We start from the raw sequence: 16877 nt of genomic DNA, 5'->3' as shown, positions 1-16877 counted from the left end.
ACCGGTCGCGGGGGAGCGCGGACGGCCCTCGCCGGCGGTCTACGCCGGCACCTGCCGGGCGTGCTCCCCGACGAGCCCGTTCGCCCGGGCGGCCAGCGCGTCGAGCGCCCGCACGAGCCAGTCGTCCAACCGGGGCGCGGGCAGACCCGCCGGACCGGTCAGGCAGGCGCTCACGGCGCAGCGGCCGGGGCTGAGCCGCAGCACGCCGGTGCAGGCGGGGGAGACCGGGTCGCCCCACGTCACGGACAGGTTCGCCCAGTCGACCGCGAGCCGCCGCTCGACGACCCCGCCGCGCACCCACAGCCGGACCACGTGGGCGCCGTAGCGCTCCACCTCGACGCCTTCGGGCAGCCAGGACGACAGGTGCTCCAGGTCGGTGACCACGTCGAACACCGCCTCGGCGTCCGCGGGCACCGACCTGGTGCGCTCCGCCCGGGGCACGGGTGCCGCGTGTGCTCGCTCGGTGTTCACGGTCCTCCAGGTGGGTGGTCCGACGGCGTTCGCCGCCCATCCTGGGGGACATCTCCGTCCGCGCACCTGACGACTGGCTGACGATCGGTCCGCGGCCCGGGACGACGGCGCCGATCTCGCGCACGTGCTCCTCGACCCGGGGTGCGCAGCGCGACCGGGGCGTGCGCCGTCCGGGTCGTGCCGCGCGTCGACCCCGGACCGGAGCGGAGGACGCCGGGGTGGCGGCCTCCCCGCGCCGCACCCGGTGCACAGTGGGCACCGCTCGCCGCGGACGCGGACGAGCAGGAAGGGAACGATGGCACCCCACGATCTGCCCGGAGGCGTCTACCGGGTCGGCGACCTCGACCTGACCAGGGTCGGCTACGGCGCCATGCAGCTGGCCGGTCCCGGCGTGTTCGGGCCGCCGGAGGACCGCGACGCCGCGGTCGCGGTGCTGCGCACCGCCGTCGACCTGGGCATCCGGCACATCGACACGGCCGACTTCTACGGGCCGCACGTCACCAACGAGATCATCCGGGAGGCGCTGCACCCCTACCCGGACGACCTGCACATCGTCACGAAGGTCGGCGCCCGCCGCGACGAGCGGGGCGGGTGGCCGCACGCCCGCACACCCGACGAGCTGCGCGACCAGGTCCACGACAACCTCAGGCGGCTCGGGCTCGACGTGCTCGACGTCGTGAACCTGCGGGTCGGCGGCCTCGAAGCGCCCGAACCCGGCTCGATCGCCGAGCAGTTCGGCGCGCTCGCCGAGCTGCGGGAGCAGGGCCTGGTCCGGCACCTGGGCCTGAGCACCGTCAACGCCGAGCAGCTCGCCGAGGCGCAGGGGATCGCGCCGGTCGTGTGCGTGCAGAACCTCTACAACATCGCCCGGCGCGAGGACGACGCCCTGGTGGACCTGACCGCCCGGCAGGGCATCGCGTACGTCCCGTACTTCCCGCTGGGCGGCTTCACGCCGCTCCAGTCCGACGCCCTGGGCGCGGTGGCGGAGCGGCTCGGGCGGACGCCGATGGCCGTCGCGCTCGCCTGGCTGCTCCGGCGCTCGCCGAACGTGCTGCTGATCCCGGGCACGTCGTCGGTCGAGCACCTGCGGGAGAACGTCGCGGCCGCCGCGCTCGACCTGCCCGCCGACGCGGTCGCCGAACTCGACGCGATCGGCGGCTGACGCGGGGTGGGGCGCGTCCCGGACGCGCCCCACCCGCCCGCGTCCGCACCGGGCGGTCCGTCGAACGGCCGGGTGTGACCGGATCGTGTGACCGCGCGCGGATGGGCGTGCGGCTTCCCGACGACCCCCCTAGCGTGGCCGGGACCGCACCGCTGGAGGGCACATGAGCAGGGCGCACGACGAGGCGTTCTCCTACGAGGGGCGCCCGCTGCCGCGCCCCGACGAGGAACTGGTCGACCAGGGCCTCGGGTTCGACCTCGGCACCGTGATGAGCCGGCGGCTGACCCTGCGGGCCCTCGGCCTGGGCGCCGCCGCCGTGGGGCTGGCCGCGTGCTCCGGCGGGTCGGGCGGCTCCGGCGCGTCCACGGCCGCGTCCACCTCGACCGCGACGTCGACCGCGCAGCTGCTCCAGGAGATCCCCGACGAGACGGCCGGGCCGTACCCCGGCGACGGCTCCAACGGGCCGGACGTGCTCGACCACGACGGTGTGGTGCGCAGCGACATCAGGTCCAGCTTCGGCGGTCCGACCGGGAGGGCCGAGGGCGTGCCGATGACCCTCGACCTGGTGGTCAGCGACCTGGCCGACGGCGGCGCGCCGTTCGAGGGCGCCGCCGTCTACGTGTGGCACTGCACGCGGGAGGGCGGCTACTCGCTCTACAGCCAGGGCATCGAGGGCGAGAACTACCTGCGCGGGGTGCAGGTCGCCGACAGCTCCGGGAAGGTGAGCTTCACCAGCGTCTTCCCCGCGTGCTACTCCGGGCGTTGGCCGCACGTCCACTTCGAGGTCTACCCCGACCGGGCGGGCATCGCCGACGTGGCCAAGGTCATCGCCACCTCGCAGGTCGCACTGCCCGCGGACGCCTGCGAGAAGGTGTACGCGGAGAGCGGCTACGAGGGGTCGGCGGACAACCTGGCGAAGGTCACGCTGGACGGCGACAGCGTGTTCGGCGACGACGGCGGCGTCACGCAGCTGGCCACCGTGACCGGTGACGTGTCGAACGGCTACCAGGTCACGCTCGCGGTCGGCGTCGACACCACGACGACCCCGACGGGCGGCGGCACCCGACCGGGCAGCGACGGGCAGCCGTCCGGCGCACCGCCGTCCGGGGCACCCTCCGGCACGCCGTCCGGGGCCCCGTCCGGCACGCCGACGTCGCGGTAGCGGGCGGGTGGCGCGCCCGTGGGCGATGCTGTGCGGCGTGAGCACCGAGGACGGGAGCCGCCCATGACCGACCGCCCCACGATCGTCGTCACCGGGGCCACCGGCCGGCTGGGCGGTCGTGTCGCCCGACGCCTCGCCGACGCCGGACTGCCGCAGACCCTGCTGGTGCGCGACCCCGCCCGCGCTCCCGGGTTGTCCGGCGCACGCGTGCTGCGCGCCGCGTTCACCGACCGGGACGCCGTCCGCGACGCCCTGCGCGGCAGTGACGTCGTCCTCATGGTGTCAGCCTCGGAAACCCCCGACCGGGTGGCACAACACCGCACGTTCGTGGACGCCGCGGTCGACGCCGGGGTCGGGCACCTCGTCTACACCTCGTTCTGCGGGGCGGCCCCGGACGCCGCGTTCACGCTCGCCCGCGACCACTGGGCCACCGAGCGGCACATCCGGGCGAGCGGCCTCGCCTTCACGTTCCTGCGCGACAACCTGTACGCGGACTTCACGCTCGGCCTCGTCGGCGACGACGGCGTCATCCGCGGCCCGGCGGGTGACGGGCGGGCCGCGGTGGTCGCCCAGGACGACATCGCCGACGCCGCCACCGCCGTGCTCACCGACCCCGCCCGCCACGTGGGCGCGACCTACGACCTCACCGGACCGGAGGCGCTCACCCTCGCCGAGGTCGCCGAGGTGCTGTCCCGCACCACCGGGCGCGACGTCGTCTACCGCCCCGAGACCGTGGAGGAGGCGTACCGGTCGCGCGCCCACCACGGCGCACCCGACTGGCAGCTCGACGCGTGGGTGTCCACCTACACGGCCATCGAGCGCGGCGAGTTGGCCGCCGTCACCGACCACGTGCCCCGCCTCACCGGGCGTCCCGCCACCCCGTTGGCCGACGTCGTGCGCGCGACCGGCTGACCGGTCCACCCGCGGGACGTCCGCCGACGACGCCGCGGGGGAGCGCCGACCGGCGCAGGCCCGCGTTCCCGGCGACGATGGGGGAGTGGAAGCCAGGACGCGCGCACCCGGCCGGGCGCCGGCGGCGGTGGTGTGGGAGCGCTACGCCGAGCCGGCGCGGTGGCCCGGGTGGGCGCCGCAGATCACCGGGGTCGAGGCGTCGGCGCGCCGGATCGCCCCCGGCGTCACCGGACGCGTGCGGGGCCCGCTGGGCGTGCGGGTCGCCTTCACCGTGACCGAGGTGGACCCGACGGCCCGGACGTGGGCGTGGGACGCCCGGATCGGACCCGTCCGGCTGCGGCTGCGCCACGGCGTCGAACCGGACGGGGCGACGTGGCTGGTGGTGCGCGGCCCGGCGTCGGTGGTCGTGGCCTACCTGCCGATCGCCCGCCTCGCCCTGCGCTCGCTCACGCGCCGCTAGGGTCGCTCACGTGATCGGGGCCTCCGTCCCGGCGACGACGGGGAGGCGGGGCGGTCGGACCCCGCGTGACGCCGATCGACACCGCACCCCGCGGTCGGGGGACCACGGCGGGCGGTGGCGGGACAAAGGCAGTGACAAAGCCGACCCGCGATCAGTACATTCCGCGTCGAATCGCGTGGTCGGCGCGGTGCGGGGGCATCACACGGGGGCACGTCCGCCTTCTCCTCGCGCGTCCGCACGCCAACAGGAGGAAGAATGAGACGTCGTCTTGCGGCGTTGGTCGCGGCGTGCGCGCTGCTCGTGCCGTTCACGGGCACGGCGAGCGCCGACTCGCTGCTGTCCGAGGGCATAGTCACGGCCCGGTTCACCGGCCAGCCGGTGCCCGGCGCGTGCGTCACCGCCTTCGACGCGAACCAGGTCCAGGTGGCCCAGGCCTGCGCCGACGAGGGCGGCCGGTACTCGCTGAGCGTCCCGACGGGCTCGTGGGGGCCGTTCAAGCTGCGCACCACCGGCGAGGGGTACGCGGACACCTGGTACGCCCGCCACTCCGCCGCGGACGCGCGCGACTTCGCCTCGGCGGACCCCGTCTACACCGGCAACCCCCGGCACGAGCTGGGGCTGCGCCCGCCCGGCGTCGGCGTCCTGCGGGGGACGCTGACCACCTCGGCCGGCGCGCCGGTCGCGAACGCGACGGTCGCGATCGTCGACGTCGACGGCAACCGCTGGGGGCCGTCGACCGGCACCGCGGGCGACGGGACCTACCGGTTCACCGGCCTGTGGCCCGGCCACTACAAGATCCAGTTCCGCACGCCCTACGACGGCGAGCAGTGGTACCACCGGAAGGAGTCCATCGCGGACGCCGAGGCCGTCGTGGTGGCCGGCGACGTCGAGACCTCGGTGGACGAGCAGACCTTCCCGCCCGGCACGGTCGACCTGACCGTGGTGGACGAGGTGTCCGGCGCGCCGGTCCGCAGCTTCTGCGTCTTCACGCCGGGCGTGGGCGCGGACCGGCCGTGCACCACCGACGGGCGGATCGCCTACCAGCTCAAGCGCGGCACGTACACGCTCCACATCGCGCCGGACAAGACCCACTTCGGGGTCGACCACGGCGGTGTCGTGGTCCGCTCCGGCGAGACCACGCCGGTGGTCGCCCACGCGAAGCCGGGGATCGCGATCCGCACCACCGTCCGCGACGCCCGCACCGGGGCGCCCGTGGCCGGCACCTGCGTGGAGCCGATCGAGGTCGGCGCGCACGGCGTGTCCGGCGAGCGGGCGGCCGAGTGGTGCAGCGACGCGTCCGGTGTGGTGGCGCTCGGCCCGCTGACGCCGGCGGCCTACCGGCTGCTCGCCCGTCCCGCCGCCCCGCACGGCCTCCAGTGGGTCGGCTGGCTCGGTGGCACCGGCGACCAGCGCCTGGCGCGGCAGGTCGACGCCACGCCGGGTCGGTGGACGAACCTGCCGCCGATCCGCCTGGACCGCGCCGGCACGGTCACCGGGGTGGTGACGGACCGGGTCACCGGGGCCGGCGTCGCGCAGGTGTGCGTCTTCCCGTTCGCCGCGCCGGACGCCTACGGCGAGACGTGCACCGACGCGGGCGGGGCCTACCGGCTCACCGGCCTCGGCCCGTACCGCTGGCCGCTGGAGTTCGCGCACCGGCCGGGCGGGTACGCCTGGCAGTGGTCGGGCGGTGCGGCGGACCGCTTCGCCGCCACCCCCGTCCGGGTGCGCGCCGAGCGCGAGGTCGCGCACGACGAGTCCCTCGTGGCGGGCGGCAGCGTGAGCGGCACGACGGCCGTGGACGGCGACGAGTACGCCTGGGTGCACGTCATGGCGGTGAACGCCCGGACCGGTGACGTCGCCGGCGCCGGGGACACCAACTACGGGGACGGCTACGTGGTCGGCGGCCTGGGCACCCAGGAGGTCAAGCTCCGCTTCCGCGCCATCGAGCGGGAGCCCCGGCGGGAGGCCTGGTACCGGGACGCCGCGTCCTTCGGCGCCGCGACCCCGGTCGCGGTCACGGCGGGCGCGGACGTGCCGGGCGTCGAGCAGCACATCGGGTAGCGGCGTGCGGGCGGGTCACCGGGAGGTGGCCCGCCCGCACCCGTCAGCCGGCGGCCCGGGCGATCCAGTCCGCACGGTGGGGGGCTTCGGCGCCGATGGTGGTGTCGTCGCCGTGGCCGGTGTGCACGACGGTCTCCGGTGGCAGGGTGAGCAGTCGGTCGGTGATCGACTCGATGATGGTGTCGAAGTCGGAGTAGGAGCGGCCGGTGGCGCCGGGGCCGCCGTGGAACAGGGTGTCGCCGGTGAACACGGCGTTCAGGTCGGGGGCGTGGAAGCAGACCGCGCCCGGCGCGTGGCCGGGGGTGTGCAGGACGTGCAGGGCGGTGCCCGCGACCTCGATGACCTGGCCGTCGGCGAGTTCGCCGCCGGGGTCGGTGTCGGGGTGCGTGAGCCGCCACACGACCAGGTCGTCGGGGTGCAGCAGCACGGGCGCGCCGGTGCGCCGCGACAGCTCCGGCGCGACGCGGACGTGGTCGTCGTGGGCGTGCGTGGCCAGGATGGCCTTGACCGCGCGGTCGCCCACCACCCGCATGATCCTGTCCACGTCGTGCGGGGCGTCGACGACGACGCACTCGGTGTCGTCGCCGATCACCCAGACGTTGTTGTCGACGTCGAAGGTCTGCCCGTCGAGGCTGAACGTGCCCCGCGTGGTGGTGTGGTCGACGCGGGCCATCAGAAGACCACCACGGAGCGCAGGACGTCGCCGTGGTGCATCTTGGCGAAGGCCTGCTCGACCTGGTCGAGGGCGATGGTCTCGGTGACGAAGGCGTCGAGGTCGAGGCGGCCCTGCCGGTGCAGGTCGATCATGTAGGGGAAGTCGCGGGTGGGCAGGCAGTCGCCGTACCAGGAGGACTTCAGGGAGCCGCCGCGGGAGAACAGGTCGATCAGCGGCATCTCCAGCCGCATCTCGGGGGTGGGCACGCCGACCAGCACGACGGTGCCCGCGAGGTCGCGGGCGTGGAACGCCTGCTTCCAGGTCTCGGGGCGGCCGACGGCGTCGATCACGACGTCCGCGCCGAACCCGCCGGTCAGCTCGCGGACCCGCTCGACGACGTCCTCGTCCTTGGCGTCGACGGTGTGGGTGGCGCCCAGCCTGGTGGCCTGCTCCAGCTTCCGCGGGTCGAGGTCGACGGCGATGATCGTGGTCGCGCCCGCGACCCGCGCGCCGGCGACGGCCGCCGCGCCGACGCCGCCGCAGCCGATGACGGCGACGGAGTCGCCGCGGCCGACGTTGCCGGTGTTGACCGCCGCGCCGAACCCGGCCATGACGCCGCAGCCGAGCAGGCCGGCGGCGGCGGGGGAGGCCTGGGGGTCGACCTTGGTGCACTGGCCGGCGTGCACGAGGGTCTTCTCGGCGAACGCGCCGATCCCCAAGGCGGGGGACAGCGGGGTGCCGTCGGCCAGCGTCATCGGCTGCGAGGCGTTGTGGGTGTCGAAGCAGTACCACGGCCGGCCGCGCAGGCAGGCGCGGCACCGGCCGCACACCGCGCGCCAGTTGAGGATCACGAAGTCGCCGGGCGCGACGTCGGTGACGCCGTCGCCGACGGCCTCGACGATCCCGGCGGCCTCGTGGCCGAGCAGGAACGGGAACCCGTCGTTGATCCCGCCCTCCCGGTAGTGCAGGTCGGTGTGGCACACGCCGCACGCCTGCACCTTCACCACGGCCTCGCCCGGGCCGGGGTCGGGGACCACGACGTCCACCACCTCGACCGGAGCGCCCTTGCCCCGTGCGACCACACCGCGAACCGTCTGAGCCACGTAGATCCTCCTCGATGCCCGCTGTCGGGTCCAGTTCTATGCCACGGAGGCCGGATCGCGAAACCGCCCCTGCCCGGTCGGCCACCTTCGCTCCACAGTGGAGTGGGTGGGATGACCGCCCGGCGCGCCACGACACGAAGTGCGACAAGCGGTGTACCCGGACGGGTGGTCCGGGTGCGCCTGGTGGTGCCCCGGTGGACAGGCCGGGATCGGAGCCGGAGCGTGGGGAACCCCTGCACGACCTGACGCCTCCCGAGGAGCGATCACCGATGTCGAGCACCCTCCGCGCCGTCGCGCTCACCCTCGCGGTCCTCGCCGCGCCGCTCGTGGCCGCCGCACCAGCGTCCGCCGATCCGGGCATCTGCATCGACCACGTCATGGAGCAGGGCGTCGAGGTCACCGACGCGGTGCTGCGCGCCTGCAAGATCGCCAAGAGCGGTCTTCCGGGGGACGTCCGGCGGTGCCGCAGCATCCTCCAGGCCGAGGGCGTGCCGCCCGGGGAGGCCCGCCACGCGTGCCGCATCGCGTCCTACCCCGAGGACTAGCGCCGGCCGCCGCCCGCACCCCCCGAGCCCACAGGAGCAGGGATGGACCCGACCCCGGAGTTCCCGACCACCGACCACCTGCGGGTGATCTTCCGGCTGCGCGCCGAACCGGGTGCCGGCCCGCGGCTCCGCGACGCCTACGAGCGCATCCGCCACGAGGTCGCCCGGGTCGAGGGCTACCTCGGCGACCAGCTGTGCCAGTCCGCGCACGACCCGGACGAGTGGGTCATCACCAGCGAGTGGGCGAGCCCGCAGCACTTCGCCACCTGGGAGGCGACCGCCGGGCACCGCGCCCTCGCCGCCCCGCTGATGGCGTGCGTGACCGATCGCGAATCGCGGCGCTACCTCGTGCGGGCGACGACCCGCGCGCCGCAACGACAGGAAGTGGGAGGCACGCCGTGAACCGCTACGCCTTGACGTTCGCCGTGCGGCCGGGGTCCGAGGCCGCCGTGGCGGGGATCCTCTCCGGCTACCACCGGCCGCCGCCCGGCGCGTCGGGCGGCGGCCCGCCGGGTGGCGGTCCGCCGCGCACCCTGCTCGACCGCACCTCGGTGTTCATGGCCGGACCGACCGTCGTGCGGGTCGTGGACATCACCTGCCCGCCCGCCGAGGCGATCCGCCACCTGGCCGGCCGGCCGCAGATCCGGGCCGTGGAGGACCGCCTGCGCCCGCACCTGCTCGAACCGCGCGACCTGTCCGACGAGGACGACCGGCGCCGCTTCCTGGCCACCTCCGCGATGCGGGTGGCCGGGCGGCGGGGCACGGCCGAGCGCGGGGCGCCCCGGACCGCCGCGCTCTACCGGGCGCTGCCGGGACGCGGTCGCGAGGTGGCCGGGCTGCTCGCCGCCGAGGCGCCCCTCGACGGCGCTGTCACCGTGTTCCGCCGCCACGACCTCGTCGTGCACCTCACCGAGTCCGCGGCGCCGGGCCACGCGCCCGGCTCGCCGCCGGTGCCGCTGGCGGGCCTGCTCGCGCCGCTCGTGCGGCTCGCGCGGCCGATGACCCTGGTGACCGACCGCGTGGTGGAGGTGGCGGCGTGACCGGGCAGCTGCACCGGGCGGTGAGCCCGGCCGACGTCCCGCCCCTGCTGCACCGCGGCGGCGACGTGCGCGTCCTGCTCGGCCCGAAGACCGTGGGCTCGACCAGCGGCTTCCTCGGCGTGCTGGCGCTGGCGCCCGGCGAGCGGGTCACCGAGCACTACCACCCGTACTCCGACGAGTACCTGTACGTGGTGGCGGGCGAGGTCGAACTGGACCTCGACGGCGTCCCGCACCGGCTGGCCGCCGACCAGGCCATGCTGGTGCCGCTCGGCGTCCGGCACCGGGTCCGCAACACCTCCGCCGCGCCCGCGCGGCTGGTGTTCCACCTGTGCCCGCTCGCGCCCCGCCCCGAACTGGGGCACGTGGACACGGAGCCGACGCCGTGACCCGCCGGGTGGCGGTGACCGGCATCGGGGTGGTGGCACCCGGCGGCACCGGCACGAAGGCGTTCTGGGAGCTGCTGACCGCGGGCCGCACCGCCACCCGCCGGATCTCGCTGTTCGACGCGACGGGCTTCCGGTCGCGGGTGGCCGCCGAGTGCGACTTCGACCCCGCCGAGGCCGGGTTGACGGCGGCCGAGGTCGCCCGCATGGACCGCTACGTCCAGTTCGCCGCGGTGGCCGCCGCGGAGGCGTGGGCCCAGGCCGAGCTGGAGGTGGCCGACCCGTGGCGGGTGGGCGTGTCCATGGGCTCGGCCGTCGGCGGTACGACCCTGCTGGAGCGCGACTACGTGGCGACCTCCGACCGGGGCGCGCGCTGGCTGGTCGACCCGTCGGCGGCCTCCCCGTTCCTGCACCTCGCCCTCTCACCCGCGACGCTCGCCACCGAGGTGGCCGACCGGGTCGGCGCGCGCGGACCGGTGCGCACCGTCTCCACCGGCTGCACGGCCGGCCTGGACGCGGTCGGCCACGCGGCGCGGCTCGTCGAGGACGGCGTGGTGGACGTGGTGCTCGCGGGCGGGGCGGAGTCGCCGATCTCGCCGATCGCGGTGTCCTGCTTCGACGCCATCCGCGCCACCACCGCCCGCAACGACGACCCCGGGCACGCCGCCCGGCCGTTCGACCTGCACCGGGACGGGTTCGTGCTCGGCGAGGGCGCCGCCGTGCTGGTGCTGGAGGAGCGCGAGCACGCCCTCCGGCGCGGTGCCGTGGTGCTCGCCGAGGTCGCGGGCTTCGCGACCCTGAGCAACGCCTTCCACATGACCGGCCTGCGGCCCGACGGCGTGGAGATGGCCGAGGCCGCGCGGCGCGCCCTCGACCAGGCCCGCGTCGCGCCCTCCGACGTCGACTACGTCAACGCGCACGGCTCCGGCACGAAGCAGAACGACCGGCACGAGACGGCCGCGTTCAAGCGGGTCCTCGGCGAGCACGCCCGCACCACGCCGGTCAGCTCGGTGAAGTCCATGGTCGGCCACTCGCTGGGCGCTATCGGCTCGATCGAGCTGGCCGCGTGCGTGCTCGCCATGACCGATGGCGTCGTGCCGCCCACGGCCAACCTCGACACCCCCGACCCCGAGTGCGACCTGGACTACGTGCCGCACACCGCCCGCGAACGCGACCTGCGCGCCGTGCTGTCGGTGGGCAGCGGGTTCGGCGGCTTCCAGTCGGCGGTCGTGCTGACCCGGCCGTCGACCGCCCGGGAGCGGTCGTGAGCGCCGCCGTCGTGACCGGCGTCGGCGTGGTCGCCCCCAGCGGCGTCGGCGCGGACTTCTGGCCCGCCGTGCGGGAGGGTCGCCGGGCACTGGGGCACCTGCGCCACTGGGAGCCCAACCCCTACCCGGTGCGCGTGGCCGGCGAGGTCGACGGGTTCGGGCCGGACGGGTGGGTCGATCCGCGCGTCGCCGTGCAGACCGACCGGTTCACGCACTTCGCGCTCGCCGCCGCCGACCTGGCGCTGCGCGACGCCGCCCTCGACCCGGCCACCGTGCCCGACTACGCGTTCGGCGTGGTGACCGCGAGCTACTCCGGCGGCGTCGAGTTCGGCCAGCGCGAGATCGAGGCCCTGTGGCGGCGCGGCCCCGCGCACGTCGGCCCCTACCAGTCCATCGCCTGGTTCTACGCCGCGAGCACCGGGCAGCTCTCCATCGGCCACGGCCTGCGCGGCCCGTCGTGCGTGCTGGTCGCGGACGAGGCCGGTGGCCTGGACGCGTTCGCCACCGCGCGCGGTGAGCTGGCCAGGGGCGCGCGGGCGATGCTCGCGGGCGGCGCGGAGGCGCCGTTCTGCCCCTACTCGATGTGCTGCCAGCTCGGCCTGGGCCTGCTCAGCACCGGCGAGGACCCCGGCACGGCCTACCTGCCCTACACCTCGCGCGCCGCCGGGTTCGCGCCCGGCGAGGGCGGCGCCGTGCTCGTCGTCGAGGACGCCGACGCCGCCCGGGACCGGGGCGTCGCCGCACGGGCCGTCGTCGCCGGGCACGGCGCGACGTTCACCGGCCCGCAGCGCTACGAGGACTCCGCCGAGGGCCTCGCAAGGGCGGCTCGCACCGCCCTGGCCGAGGCACGGCTCGACCCGGCGGAGGTCGACGCGGTGTTCCTCGACGCCCTGGGCGACCCGCGCGCCGACGAGGCCGAGGCGCGGGCGCTGCGCCTGCTGCTCGGCGACCGCGCCGTCCCGGTCACCGCGCCCAAGACCGGCTACGGCCGCTGCTACGCGGGCGCCGCGCCGCTCGACGTGGCGACCGCCGTCCTGGCCGTCGAGCACGGCGTCGTGCCGCCCACGCCGGGCGTGCGCGACTGGCGGTTCGACCTCGACCTGGTCACCGGCGAGGCCCGCCCGCTCGACGTCCGCACCGCGCTGGTCCTGGCCCGAGGCCTGCACGGCGGCAACTCGGCCCTGGTCCTGCGCCGTCCCGAACCGACCCGAGGAGGAAATTGACGTGGACACCACCCCTTCCCCGACCGAGCTGGCGGGGCTGATCAGCCGTTGCACCGGGGTCGTCGTGACCGAGGACCGGCTCACCGACGGCAGCACCACGTTCGCGGACCTCGACGTGGACTCGCTCGGCCTCATGGGCGTGCTCGCCGAGCTCAAGCGCAACCACGGCCTGCCGGCCGACGTGGACATGACCACCCAGCAGTCGCCCCGCGAGCTGCTGACCGCACTGACCGGGAAGGCGTGACGATGGCCGGGCACACCGAGAACGAGGTCGTGGTCGACGCGCCGATGGACGTGGTGTGGGAGCGCACCAACGACGTCGAGCGCTGGCCGGAGCTGTTCAGCGAGTACGCGTCGGCGGAGGTCCTGGAGCGCGACGGGAACCGCGTGCTGTTCCGGCTCACCATGCACCCCGACCCGGACGGCAAGGTCTGGAGCTGGGTCTCCGAGCGCGTCGCCGACCCGGTCACCCGCACGGTCACCGCGCGCCGCGTCGAGACCGGGCCGTTCGAGCACATGGACATCCGCTGGACCTACGAGCAGGTCGACGGCGGCGTGCGCATGCGGTGGGTGCAGGACTTCGCGATGAAACCGGGCGCGCCCCTCGACGACGACGCGATGGCCCGGCGCATCGACGAGAACACCCCCGTGCAGATGGCGTTGATCAAGCGGAAGGTCGAGGAGGTCGCGTGCACCGCACCCTGATCGTCGCCAGGATGCGCCCCGACGCCGCCGAGGACGTCGCACGCGTGTTCGCCGAGTCGGACAACCGCACCGACCTGGCCGGGGTGATCGGGGTGCGCGCCCGCAGCCTGTTCCGGTTCGGCGAGCTGTACCTGCACCTCATCGAGGGCGACCGGCCGCTGGACGAGGCCGTGTCCGCGCACCGCTACCACCCGGAGTTCCGGCGGATCAGCGAGGACCTGCGGCCGTTCATCTCGCCCTTCGACCCGCAGGCGTGGCGCGAGCCCAAGGACGCGCTGGCGACCGAGTTCTACCACTGGGAGCGCGATGAGTGAGCCGGTGCGCGTCCCGGTGCTGATCGCGGGCGGCGGCGTCACCGGGCTGTCCGCGGCGGTGTTCCTCGCCCACTTCGGCGTGCCGTCCCTGCTCGCCGAACGCCGGCCCGCACCGCTCGCCGAACCCCGGGCCCGCTCCCTGAACCCGCCCACGGTGGAGCTGTACCGGGCGGTGGGGCTGGAGCGGGCGATCCGCGCCGTCCGCTCGCCGGTGGCCGACCACACCGTGGTCGCGCACGCGGGGAGCGTGGCCGGGCCCGAGCGGGTGCGGCTGCCCGACCGGAGCACCGCGGGCGGACCCGGCCAGTGGGCGCCGATCGACCAGGACCAGCTCGAACCCGTGCTGCGCGACCACGCCGGCGGCGCGGACGTGCGGTACGGCACCGAGGTCGTCGAGGTCGAGCAGGTCGCCGACGGCGTGCTCGCGACGCTGCGCTCGGTCGGCGGCGACGTGCGGGTGCGCGCCGGGCACCTGGTCGTCGCGGACGGCGCGCGCAGCGCGCTGCGCGACCTGCTCGGCATCGGGCACAGCGGGCCCGGCACGATCGCGCGCAAGCTCAACGTCCACTTCGAAGCGGACCTCGCCGGACCGCTGCGCGGCCGCCGGGTCGTGGCGCTCACCGTGGCCAACCCGGCCGTGCGCGGCTTCCTCACCTCGGTGGACGGCGCGCGGCGGTGGCGGTTCGCGATCTCCCTCGAACCCGGGCAGGTCGCCGCCGACTTCCCCCGGGAGCGGTGCGCCGAGCTGGTGCGGGCCGCCATCGGCGCGGACGGGGTGTCGATCGCGGTGGAGCGCGTCGCCGACACCACGTGGGACATCGCGGGCCGCGTCGCCGACCGGATGCGGGTGGACCGGGTGCTGGTCGCCGGGGACGCGGCGCACACCATGCCGCCGGTGGGCTCGTTCGGCGTGGCGACGGGCGTGCAGGACGCGTTCAACCTGGCCTGGAAGCTCGGCCTGGTGCACCGCGGCGTCGCGGGGGAGGAGCTGATGGCCACCTACGAGGCCGAGCGGCTGCCCGTGGCGTGGGCGACGACGAAGCTGTGCGTGGAGCGGTACCGGGTGCTCAACGGCGGTCCCGGCGACGCCGCCGGGAACGGTGCGCGGCGCGGGCGGCTGATGTTCGAGTGCGCCTACCCGGACGGGGCGTTCGTCCCCGACCCGGACCACCCCCGCTCGACCCGCGTGGCGCAGGCGTCGACCGGGGACCTGCTCGGCGACTGGGCGCTGCTGACCGGCGCGTTCGCGCGGGGCTGGGAGGACGCGGCGGCACGGGCCGTCGTGCCGGTCACCTGCCGGCCCGCGCCCGGCCCGCTGGTCGCCGAGGGGGTGCCCGCCGACGGCGCGGTGCTGCTCCGGCCGGACGGGTTCGCCGCCTGGTGGGGCACGGACCCCGGCTCGCTGCACGCCGCGCTCGACCGCGTGCTGTGCCGGGGGGTGGACGCCCCGGCCGCGACCGTCGAGGACGTGGTCGGCGCACCGGCCGGGTAGCGGCCCGGCCGGCTCCGAGGGCGGCGCCGACCCCGGAGCGGCCTGGCCCGCTGGTGTCAGTCGACGGACAGTCTGCGGGCCAGGTAACCGGTCCAGGCCAGGGTGACGGCGGTCAGCCCGAGCACCCCCGCCGCGCCCAGGCCGGCGGCGACCGCGCCCACCGCGGCCGGCACCACCACCTGGCCCGCGCGGTTGCCCGTCAGGCGCAGCGACATCGCCCGGCCCCGCGCGCCCGGCGGCGCCGACTCGGCCAGCCACGACATGGTCAGCGGCTGTCCCACGCCCAGGCCGAGACCCGCCACGACCACCGCCGCCACCAGCGCCCACACCGGCACGGGCAGCGCGCAGCACGCCAGGCCCACCGCCGCCATCGCGACGCTGCCGACCAGCAGTCGCGTGCGGCCCAGGGCCGCGCTGAGCTTCCCCAGCAGGACGCGCGACACCATGGACGCGGCGGCCCGCAGCGCCAGCAGTGCGCTGACCAGGCCCGCGGACAGGTCGCGCTCCGCGCCCAGCGCCGGCAGGTAGACCAGCGAGATGTCCACCGCGGCGATCACGACGCAGCTGGTCGTCAGCGCCCTCGCCAGGCCGGGCAGGCGCAGCAGCGGCCCCAGGCCGACCGACCCGCCCGCCGCCCGCTCGCGGCCGGTCCGGCTGCTGGGCAGCGGCGCCGCGAACACCACCAGCAGCGTGCCGACCAGGAACGTGCCGAGGAAGATCGGTCCGGTGTCCGGGATGGACCCGCCGCCGCCGAACACGGGGATCAGCAGCGGCCCGAGCAGCTGGCCGAGCGAGGCGGCGAACGTGTAGTAGCCGAACGCGGAGTCCAGGCCGCGCCCGGAGGCGGCGTTGGCCACCAGCGCCTGCTGGCCCACCACGCAGCACAGGTGCGCGGTGCCGAGCAGCACGCTGCCCGCCAGCAACCCCGGCAGGCCGCCGTCGAGGAACGCGAACACCGCCGCGGCCCCGGCCATCAGCACGCTGCCCGCGACCAGCACCCGCCGTTCGCCGACCCGGTCCACCACGTGCCCGGCGGGCAGTGCCAGCACCAGCGGCACGAGCGCGAAGCAGGCCGACAGCGCGCCCAGCCACGACGCGGGCACGTCCAGCTCCAGTGCCCGGTAGGACGCGGTGGGCCGCAGCACGAACGTGACGACCTGGGTGAGGACCGCGTGGCCGAACAGCGCGACGGTCGGGAGGCGCCTCACGGCCGCTTCGACAGCCGCCACGCGGCGTGGGCGGTCAGGCTGGTGTCGACGTGCTCCCGCATCACGGCCGCCGCGGCCTCGCCGTCCCCCGCGATCACCAGCTCCAGCAGCGCCGCGTGCTCGCGGTCCTTCCGGGCCCGCGCCTCCTCGTCCCGCTCGACCTCCAGGGCGTGCCGCCGGTAGCGGTCGGTCTTGTCCCACAACCCGTCGAGCGCCTCGACCAGCAGCGCGTTGTGCGAGGCCCGGTACAGCGCGGCGTGGAACCGCCGGTGCACGGCCAGTTCGTCCGGGCCCGGGTCGGCGGTCAGCGCCCGCAGTCCCTCGGCGGCCTCGCGCATCTCGCGGACGTCGTCGGCGGTGCGCCGCCGCGCGGCCAGGTCGACGGCCACCGGGTCGAGCGCCCGGCGCACCTCCACCAGGTCGCGGGCCTCCTCGGCGCGCAGCTCCGCGACCCGCGCGTCGCGGTGCGCGCCCAGTTCCACGAGCCCTTCGGCCTTGAGCCGCTTCAACGCCTCGCGCAACGGCGTGGTGCTGATCCCGATCTCCCGGGCGAGCGGCCCCTGGTTGATCACCGAGCCGGGCGCCAGCTCGCCGGAGAGCACGCGTCGGCGCACCTCGTCGTAGGCGAACTCGGCCTTGGTCTGGAACAGGGGCGCTGGTTCCGGCAGCACGGGGTGCTCCTCCCGCTCGGACGACGACAGGTCATAGCTTAT

At 75.9% G+C, this 16877-nt stretch carries 20 protein-coding genes; 15 read left to right on the top strand and 5 right to left on the bottom strand.

The window, feature by feature from the left end; all coding sequences use genetic code 11:
* Positions 1-39 precede the first annotated feature (39 nt).
* The gene (locus tag CKY47_RS07175) at positions 40-471 is read right to left on the bottom strand and encodes an SRPBCC family protein (RefSeq protein WP_306744866.1); all 432 of its coding nucleotides are present in this window, start codon (positions 469-471) and stop codon (positions 40-42) included.
* 295 nt (positions 472-766) lie between these two features.
* Between CKY47_RS07175 and CKY47_RS07170 the strand changes: the two genes are divergently transcribed.
* The 5 genes from CKY47_RS07170 to CKY47_RS07150 all read left to right on the top strand — a co-directional run bounded on the left by CKY47_RS07170 (position 767) and on the right by CKY47_RS07150 (position 6228).
* On the top strand, positions 767-1633 hold the full coding sequence (locus tag CKY47_RS07170) for an oxidoreductase (RefSeq protein ID WP_306744865.1): 867 nt from the start codon (positions 767-769) through the stop codon (positions 1631-1633).
* A 163-nt stretch (positions 1634-1796) separates the two neighbouring features.
* Positions 1797-2795, top strand: a complete 999-nt coding sequence (locus tag CKY47_RS07165; RefSeq protein ID WP_306744864.1) for a dioxygenase family protein — start codon at positions 1797-1799, stop codon at positions 2793-2795.
* Between the two features lie 63 nt (positions 2796-2858).
* A complete protein-coding gene (locus CKY47_RS07160) occupies positions 2859-3707 on the top strand; it encodes an SDR family oxidoreductase (RefSeq protein WP_306744863.1) in 849 nt (282 codons plus the stop codon).
* An 85-nt stretch (positions 3708-3792) separates the two neighbouring features.
* Positions 3793-4167 (top strand): SRPBCC family protein, encoded by a 375-nt coding sequence (locus CKY47_RS07155; protein ID WP_306744862.1) that lies wholly within the window; start codon positions 3793-3795, stop codon positions 4165-4167.
* A 255-nt stretch (positions 4168-4422) separates the two neighbouring features.
* Positions 4423-6228 carry a carboxypeptidase regulatory-like domain-containing protein gene (locus tag CKY47_RS07150; protein ID WP_306744861.1) on the top strand — a complete coding sequence of 602 codons (1806 nt, stop codon included), beginning with the start codon at positions 4423-4425 and terminating at the stop codon, positions 6226-6228.
* A 43-nt stretch (positions 6229-6271) separates the two neighbouring features.
* Here CKY47_RS07150 and CKY47_RS07145 read toward each other — a convergent pair whose 3' ends face one another.
* Both CKY47_RS07145 and CKY47_RS07140 read right to left on the bottom strand, forming a co-directional pair.
* Entirely contained in the window at positions 6272-6904 is a 633-nt protein-coding gene (locus CKY47_RS07145) for an MBL fold metallo-hydrolase (protein ID WP_371320629.1), read from the bottom strand.
* Positions 6901-7986, bottom strand: a complete 1086-nt coding sequence (locus CKY47_RS07140) for an S-(hydroxymethyl)mycothiol dehydrogenase (RefSeq protein ID WP_306744859.1) — start codon at positions 7984-7986, stop codon at positions 6901-6903. The genes CKY47_RS07145 and CKY47_RS07140 overlap by 4 nt, the downstream gene beginning before the upstream one ends.
* A 269-nt stretch (positions 7987-8255) precedes the next feature.
* On the opposite strand from CKY47_RS07140, the gene CKY47_RS07135 reads away from it, so the two are divergent.
* Genes CKY47_RS07135 through CKY47_RS07090 form a run of 10 tightly spaced genes read left to right on the top strand, consistent with a single transcriptional unit; the run spans position 8256 to position 14956 of the window.
* Positions 8256-8531 carry a hypothetical protein gene (locus tag CKY47_RS07135; RefSeq protein WP_306744858.1) on the top strand — a complete coding sequence of 92 codons (276 nt, stop codon included), beginning with the start codon at positions 8256-8258 and terminating at the stop codon, positions 8529-8531.
* A gap of 42 nt (positions 8532-8573) precedes the next feature.
* Positions 8574-8933, top strand: a complete 360-nt coding sequence (locus tag CKY47_RS07130) for an antibiotic biosynthesis monooxygenase family protein (RefSeq protein ID WP_306744857.1) — start codon at positions 8574-8576, stop codon at positions 8931-8933.
* Positions 8930-9571, top strand: a complete 642-nt coding sequence (locus CKY47_RS07125) for a SchA/CurD-like domain-containing protein (protein WP_306744856.1) — start codon at positions 8930-8932, stop codon at positions 9569-9571. Before CKY47_RS07130 ends, CKY47_RS07125 begins: the two co-directional genes overlap by 4 nt.
* Positions 9568-9957 (top strand): cupin domain-containing protein, encoded by a 390-nt coding sequence (locus CKY47_RS07120; RefSeq protein WP_306744855.1) that lies wholly within the window; start codon positions 9568-9570, stop codon positions 9955-9957. The genes CKY47_RS07125 and CKY47_RS07120 overlap by 4 nt, the downstream gene beginning before the upstream one ends.
* Positions 9954-11222: a beta-ketoacyl-[acyl-carrier-protein] synthase family protein gene (locus tag CKY47_RS07115; protein ID WP_306744854.1), complete on the top strand. Its 1269-nt coding sequence runs from the start codon at positions 9954-9956 to the stop codon at positions 11220-11222. Before CKY47_RS07120 ends, CKY47_RS07115 begins: the two co-directional genes overlap by 4 nt.
* Positions 11219-12445 (top strand): beta-ketoacyl synthase N-terminal-like domain-containing protein, encoded by a 1227-nt coding sequence (locus CKY47_RS07110; protein WP_306744853.1) that lies wholly within the window; start codon positions 11219-11221, stop codon positions 12443-12445. The genes CKY47_RS07115 and CKY47_RS07110 overlap by 4 nt, the downstream gene beginning before the upstream one ends.
* A 1-nt stretch (position 12446) precedes the next feature.
* On the top strand, positions 12447-12689 hold the full coding sequence (locus tag CKY47_RS07105) for a phosphopantetheine-binding protein (protein ID WP_306744852.1): 243 nt from the start codon (positions 12447-12449) through the stop codon (positions 12687-12689).
* A gap of 2 nt (positions 12690-12691) precedes the next feature.
* Positions 12692-13150 (top strand): SRPBCC family protein, encoded by a 459-nt coding sequence (locus CKY47_RS07100; protein ID WP_306744851.1) that lies wholly within the window; start codon positions 12692-12694, stop codon positions 13148-13150.
* Positions 13135-13464 (top strand): TcmI family type II polyketide cyclase, encoded by a 330-nt coding sequence (locus CKY47_RS07095; RefSeq protein ID WP_306744850.1) that lies wholly within the window; start codon positions 13135-13137, stop codon positions 13462-13464. Before CKY47_RS07100 ends, CKY47_RS07095 begins: the two co-directional genes overlap by 16 nt.
* The gene (locus CKY47_RS07090) at positions 13457-14956 is read left to right on the top strand and encodes an FAD-dependent monooxygenase (RefSeq protein ID WP_306744849.1); all 1500 of its coding nucleotides are present in this window, start codon (positions 13457-13459) and stop codon (positions 14954-14956) included. The genes CKY47_RS07095 and CKY47_RS07090 overlap by 8 nt, the downstream gene beginning before the upstream one ends.
* A 56-nt stretch (positions 14957-15012) precedes the next feature.
* Here CKY47_RS07090 and CKY47_RS07085 read toward each other — a convergent pair whose 3' ends face one another.
* Together CKY47_RS07085 and CKY47_RS07080 are read right to left on the bottom strand one after the other, a co-directional pair.
* Positions 15013-16164, bottom strand: coding sequence for an MFS transporter (locus CKY47_RS07085; protein WP_306744848.1), 1152 nt, complete (start codon positions 16162-16164; stop codon positions 15013-15015).
* Entirely contained in the window at positions 16161-16835 is a 675-nt protein-coding gene (locus tag CKY47_RS07080; protein WP_306744847.1) for a GntR family transcriptional regulator, read from the bottom strand. The genes CKY47_RS07085 and CKY47_RS07080 overlap by 4 nt, the downstream gene beginning before the upstream one ends.
* Positions 16836-16877 lie beyond the last annotated feature (42 nt).

This window comes from Saccharothrix longispora (genome assembly GCF_030852425.1).
GTDB classification, from domain to species: Bacteria; Actinomycetota; Actinomycetes; order Mycobacteriales; family Pseudonocardiaceae; genus Actinosynnema; species Actinosynnema longispora.
This window is presented reverse-complemented; position numbering and strand designations above follow the sequence as displayed.

What these genes read in the sequence shown, in the direction of transcription:
- CKY47_RS07170 (WP_306744865.1), top strand. Translation starts at nt 767, where the DNA reads ATGGCACCCCACGATCTGCCCGGAGGCGTCTACCGGGTCGGCGACCTC.
- CKY47_RS07165 (WP_306744864.1), top strand. Translation starts at nt 1,797, where the DNA reads ATGAGCAGGGCGCACGACGAGGCGTTCTCCTACGAGGGGCGCCCGCTG.
- CKY47_RS07160 (WP_306744863.1), top strand. Translation starts at nt 2,859, where the DNA reads ATGACCGACCGCCCCACGATCGTCGTCACCGGGGCCACCGGCCGGCTG.
- CKY47_RS07150 (WP_306744861.1), top strand. Translation starts at nt 4,423, where the DNA reads ATGAGACGTCGTCTTGCGGCGTTGGTCGCGGCGTGCGCGCTGCTCGTG.
- CKY47_RS07135 (WP_306744858.1), top strand. Translation starts at nt 8,256, where the DNA reads ATGTCGAGCACCCTCCGCGCCGTCGCGCTCACCCTCGCGGTCCTCGCC.
- CKY47_RS07130 (WP_306744857.1), top strand. Translation starts at nt 8,574, where the DNA reads ATGGACCCGACCCCGGAGTTCCCGACCACCGACCACCTGCGGGTGATC.
- CKY47_RS07100 (WP_306744851.1), top strand. Translation starts at nt 12,692, where the DNA reads ATGGCCGGGCACACCGAGAACGAGGTCGTGGTCGACGCGCCGATGGAC.
- CKY47_RS07090 (WP_306744849.1), top strand. Translation starts at nt 13,457, where the DNA reads ATGAGTGAGCCGGTGCGCGTCCCGGTGCTGATCGCGGGCGGCGGCGTC.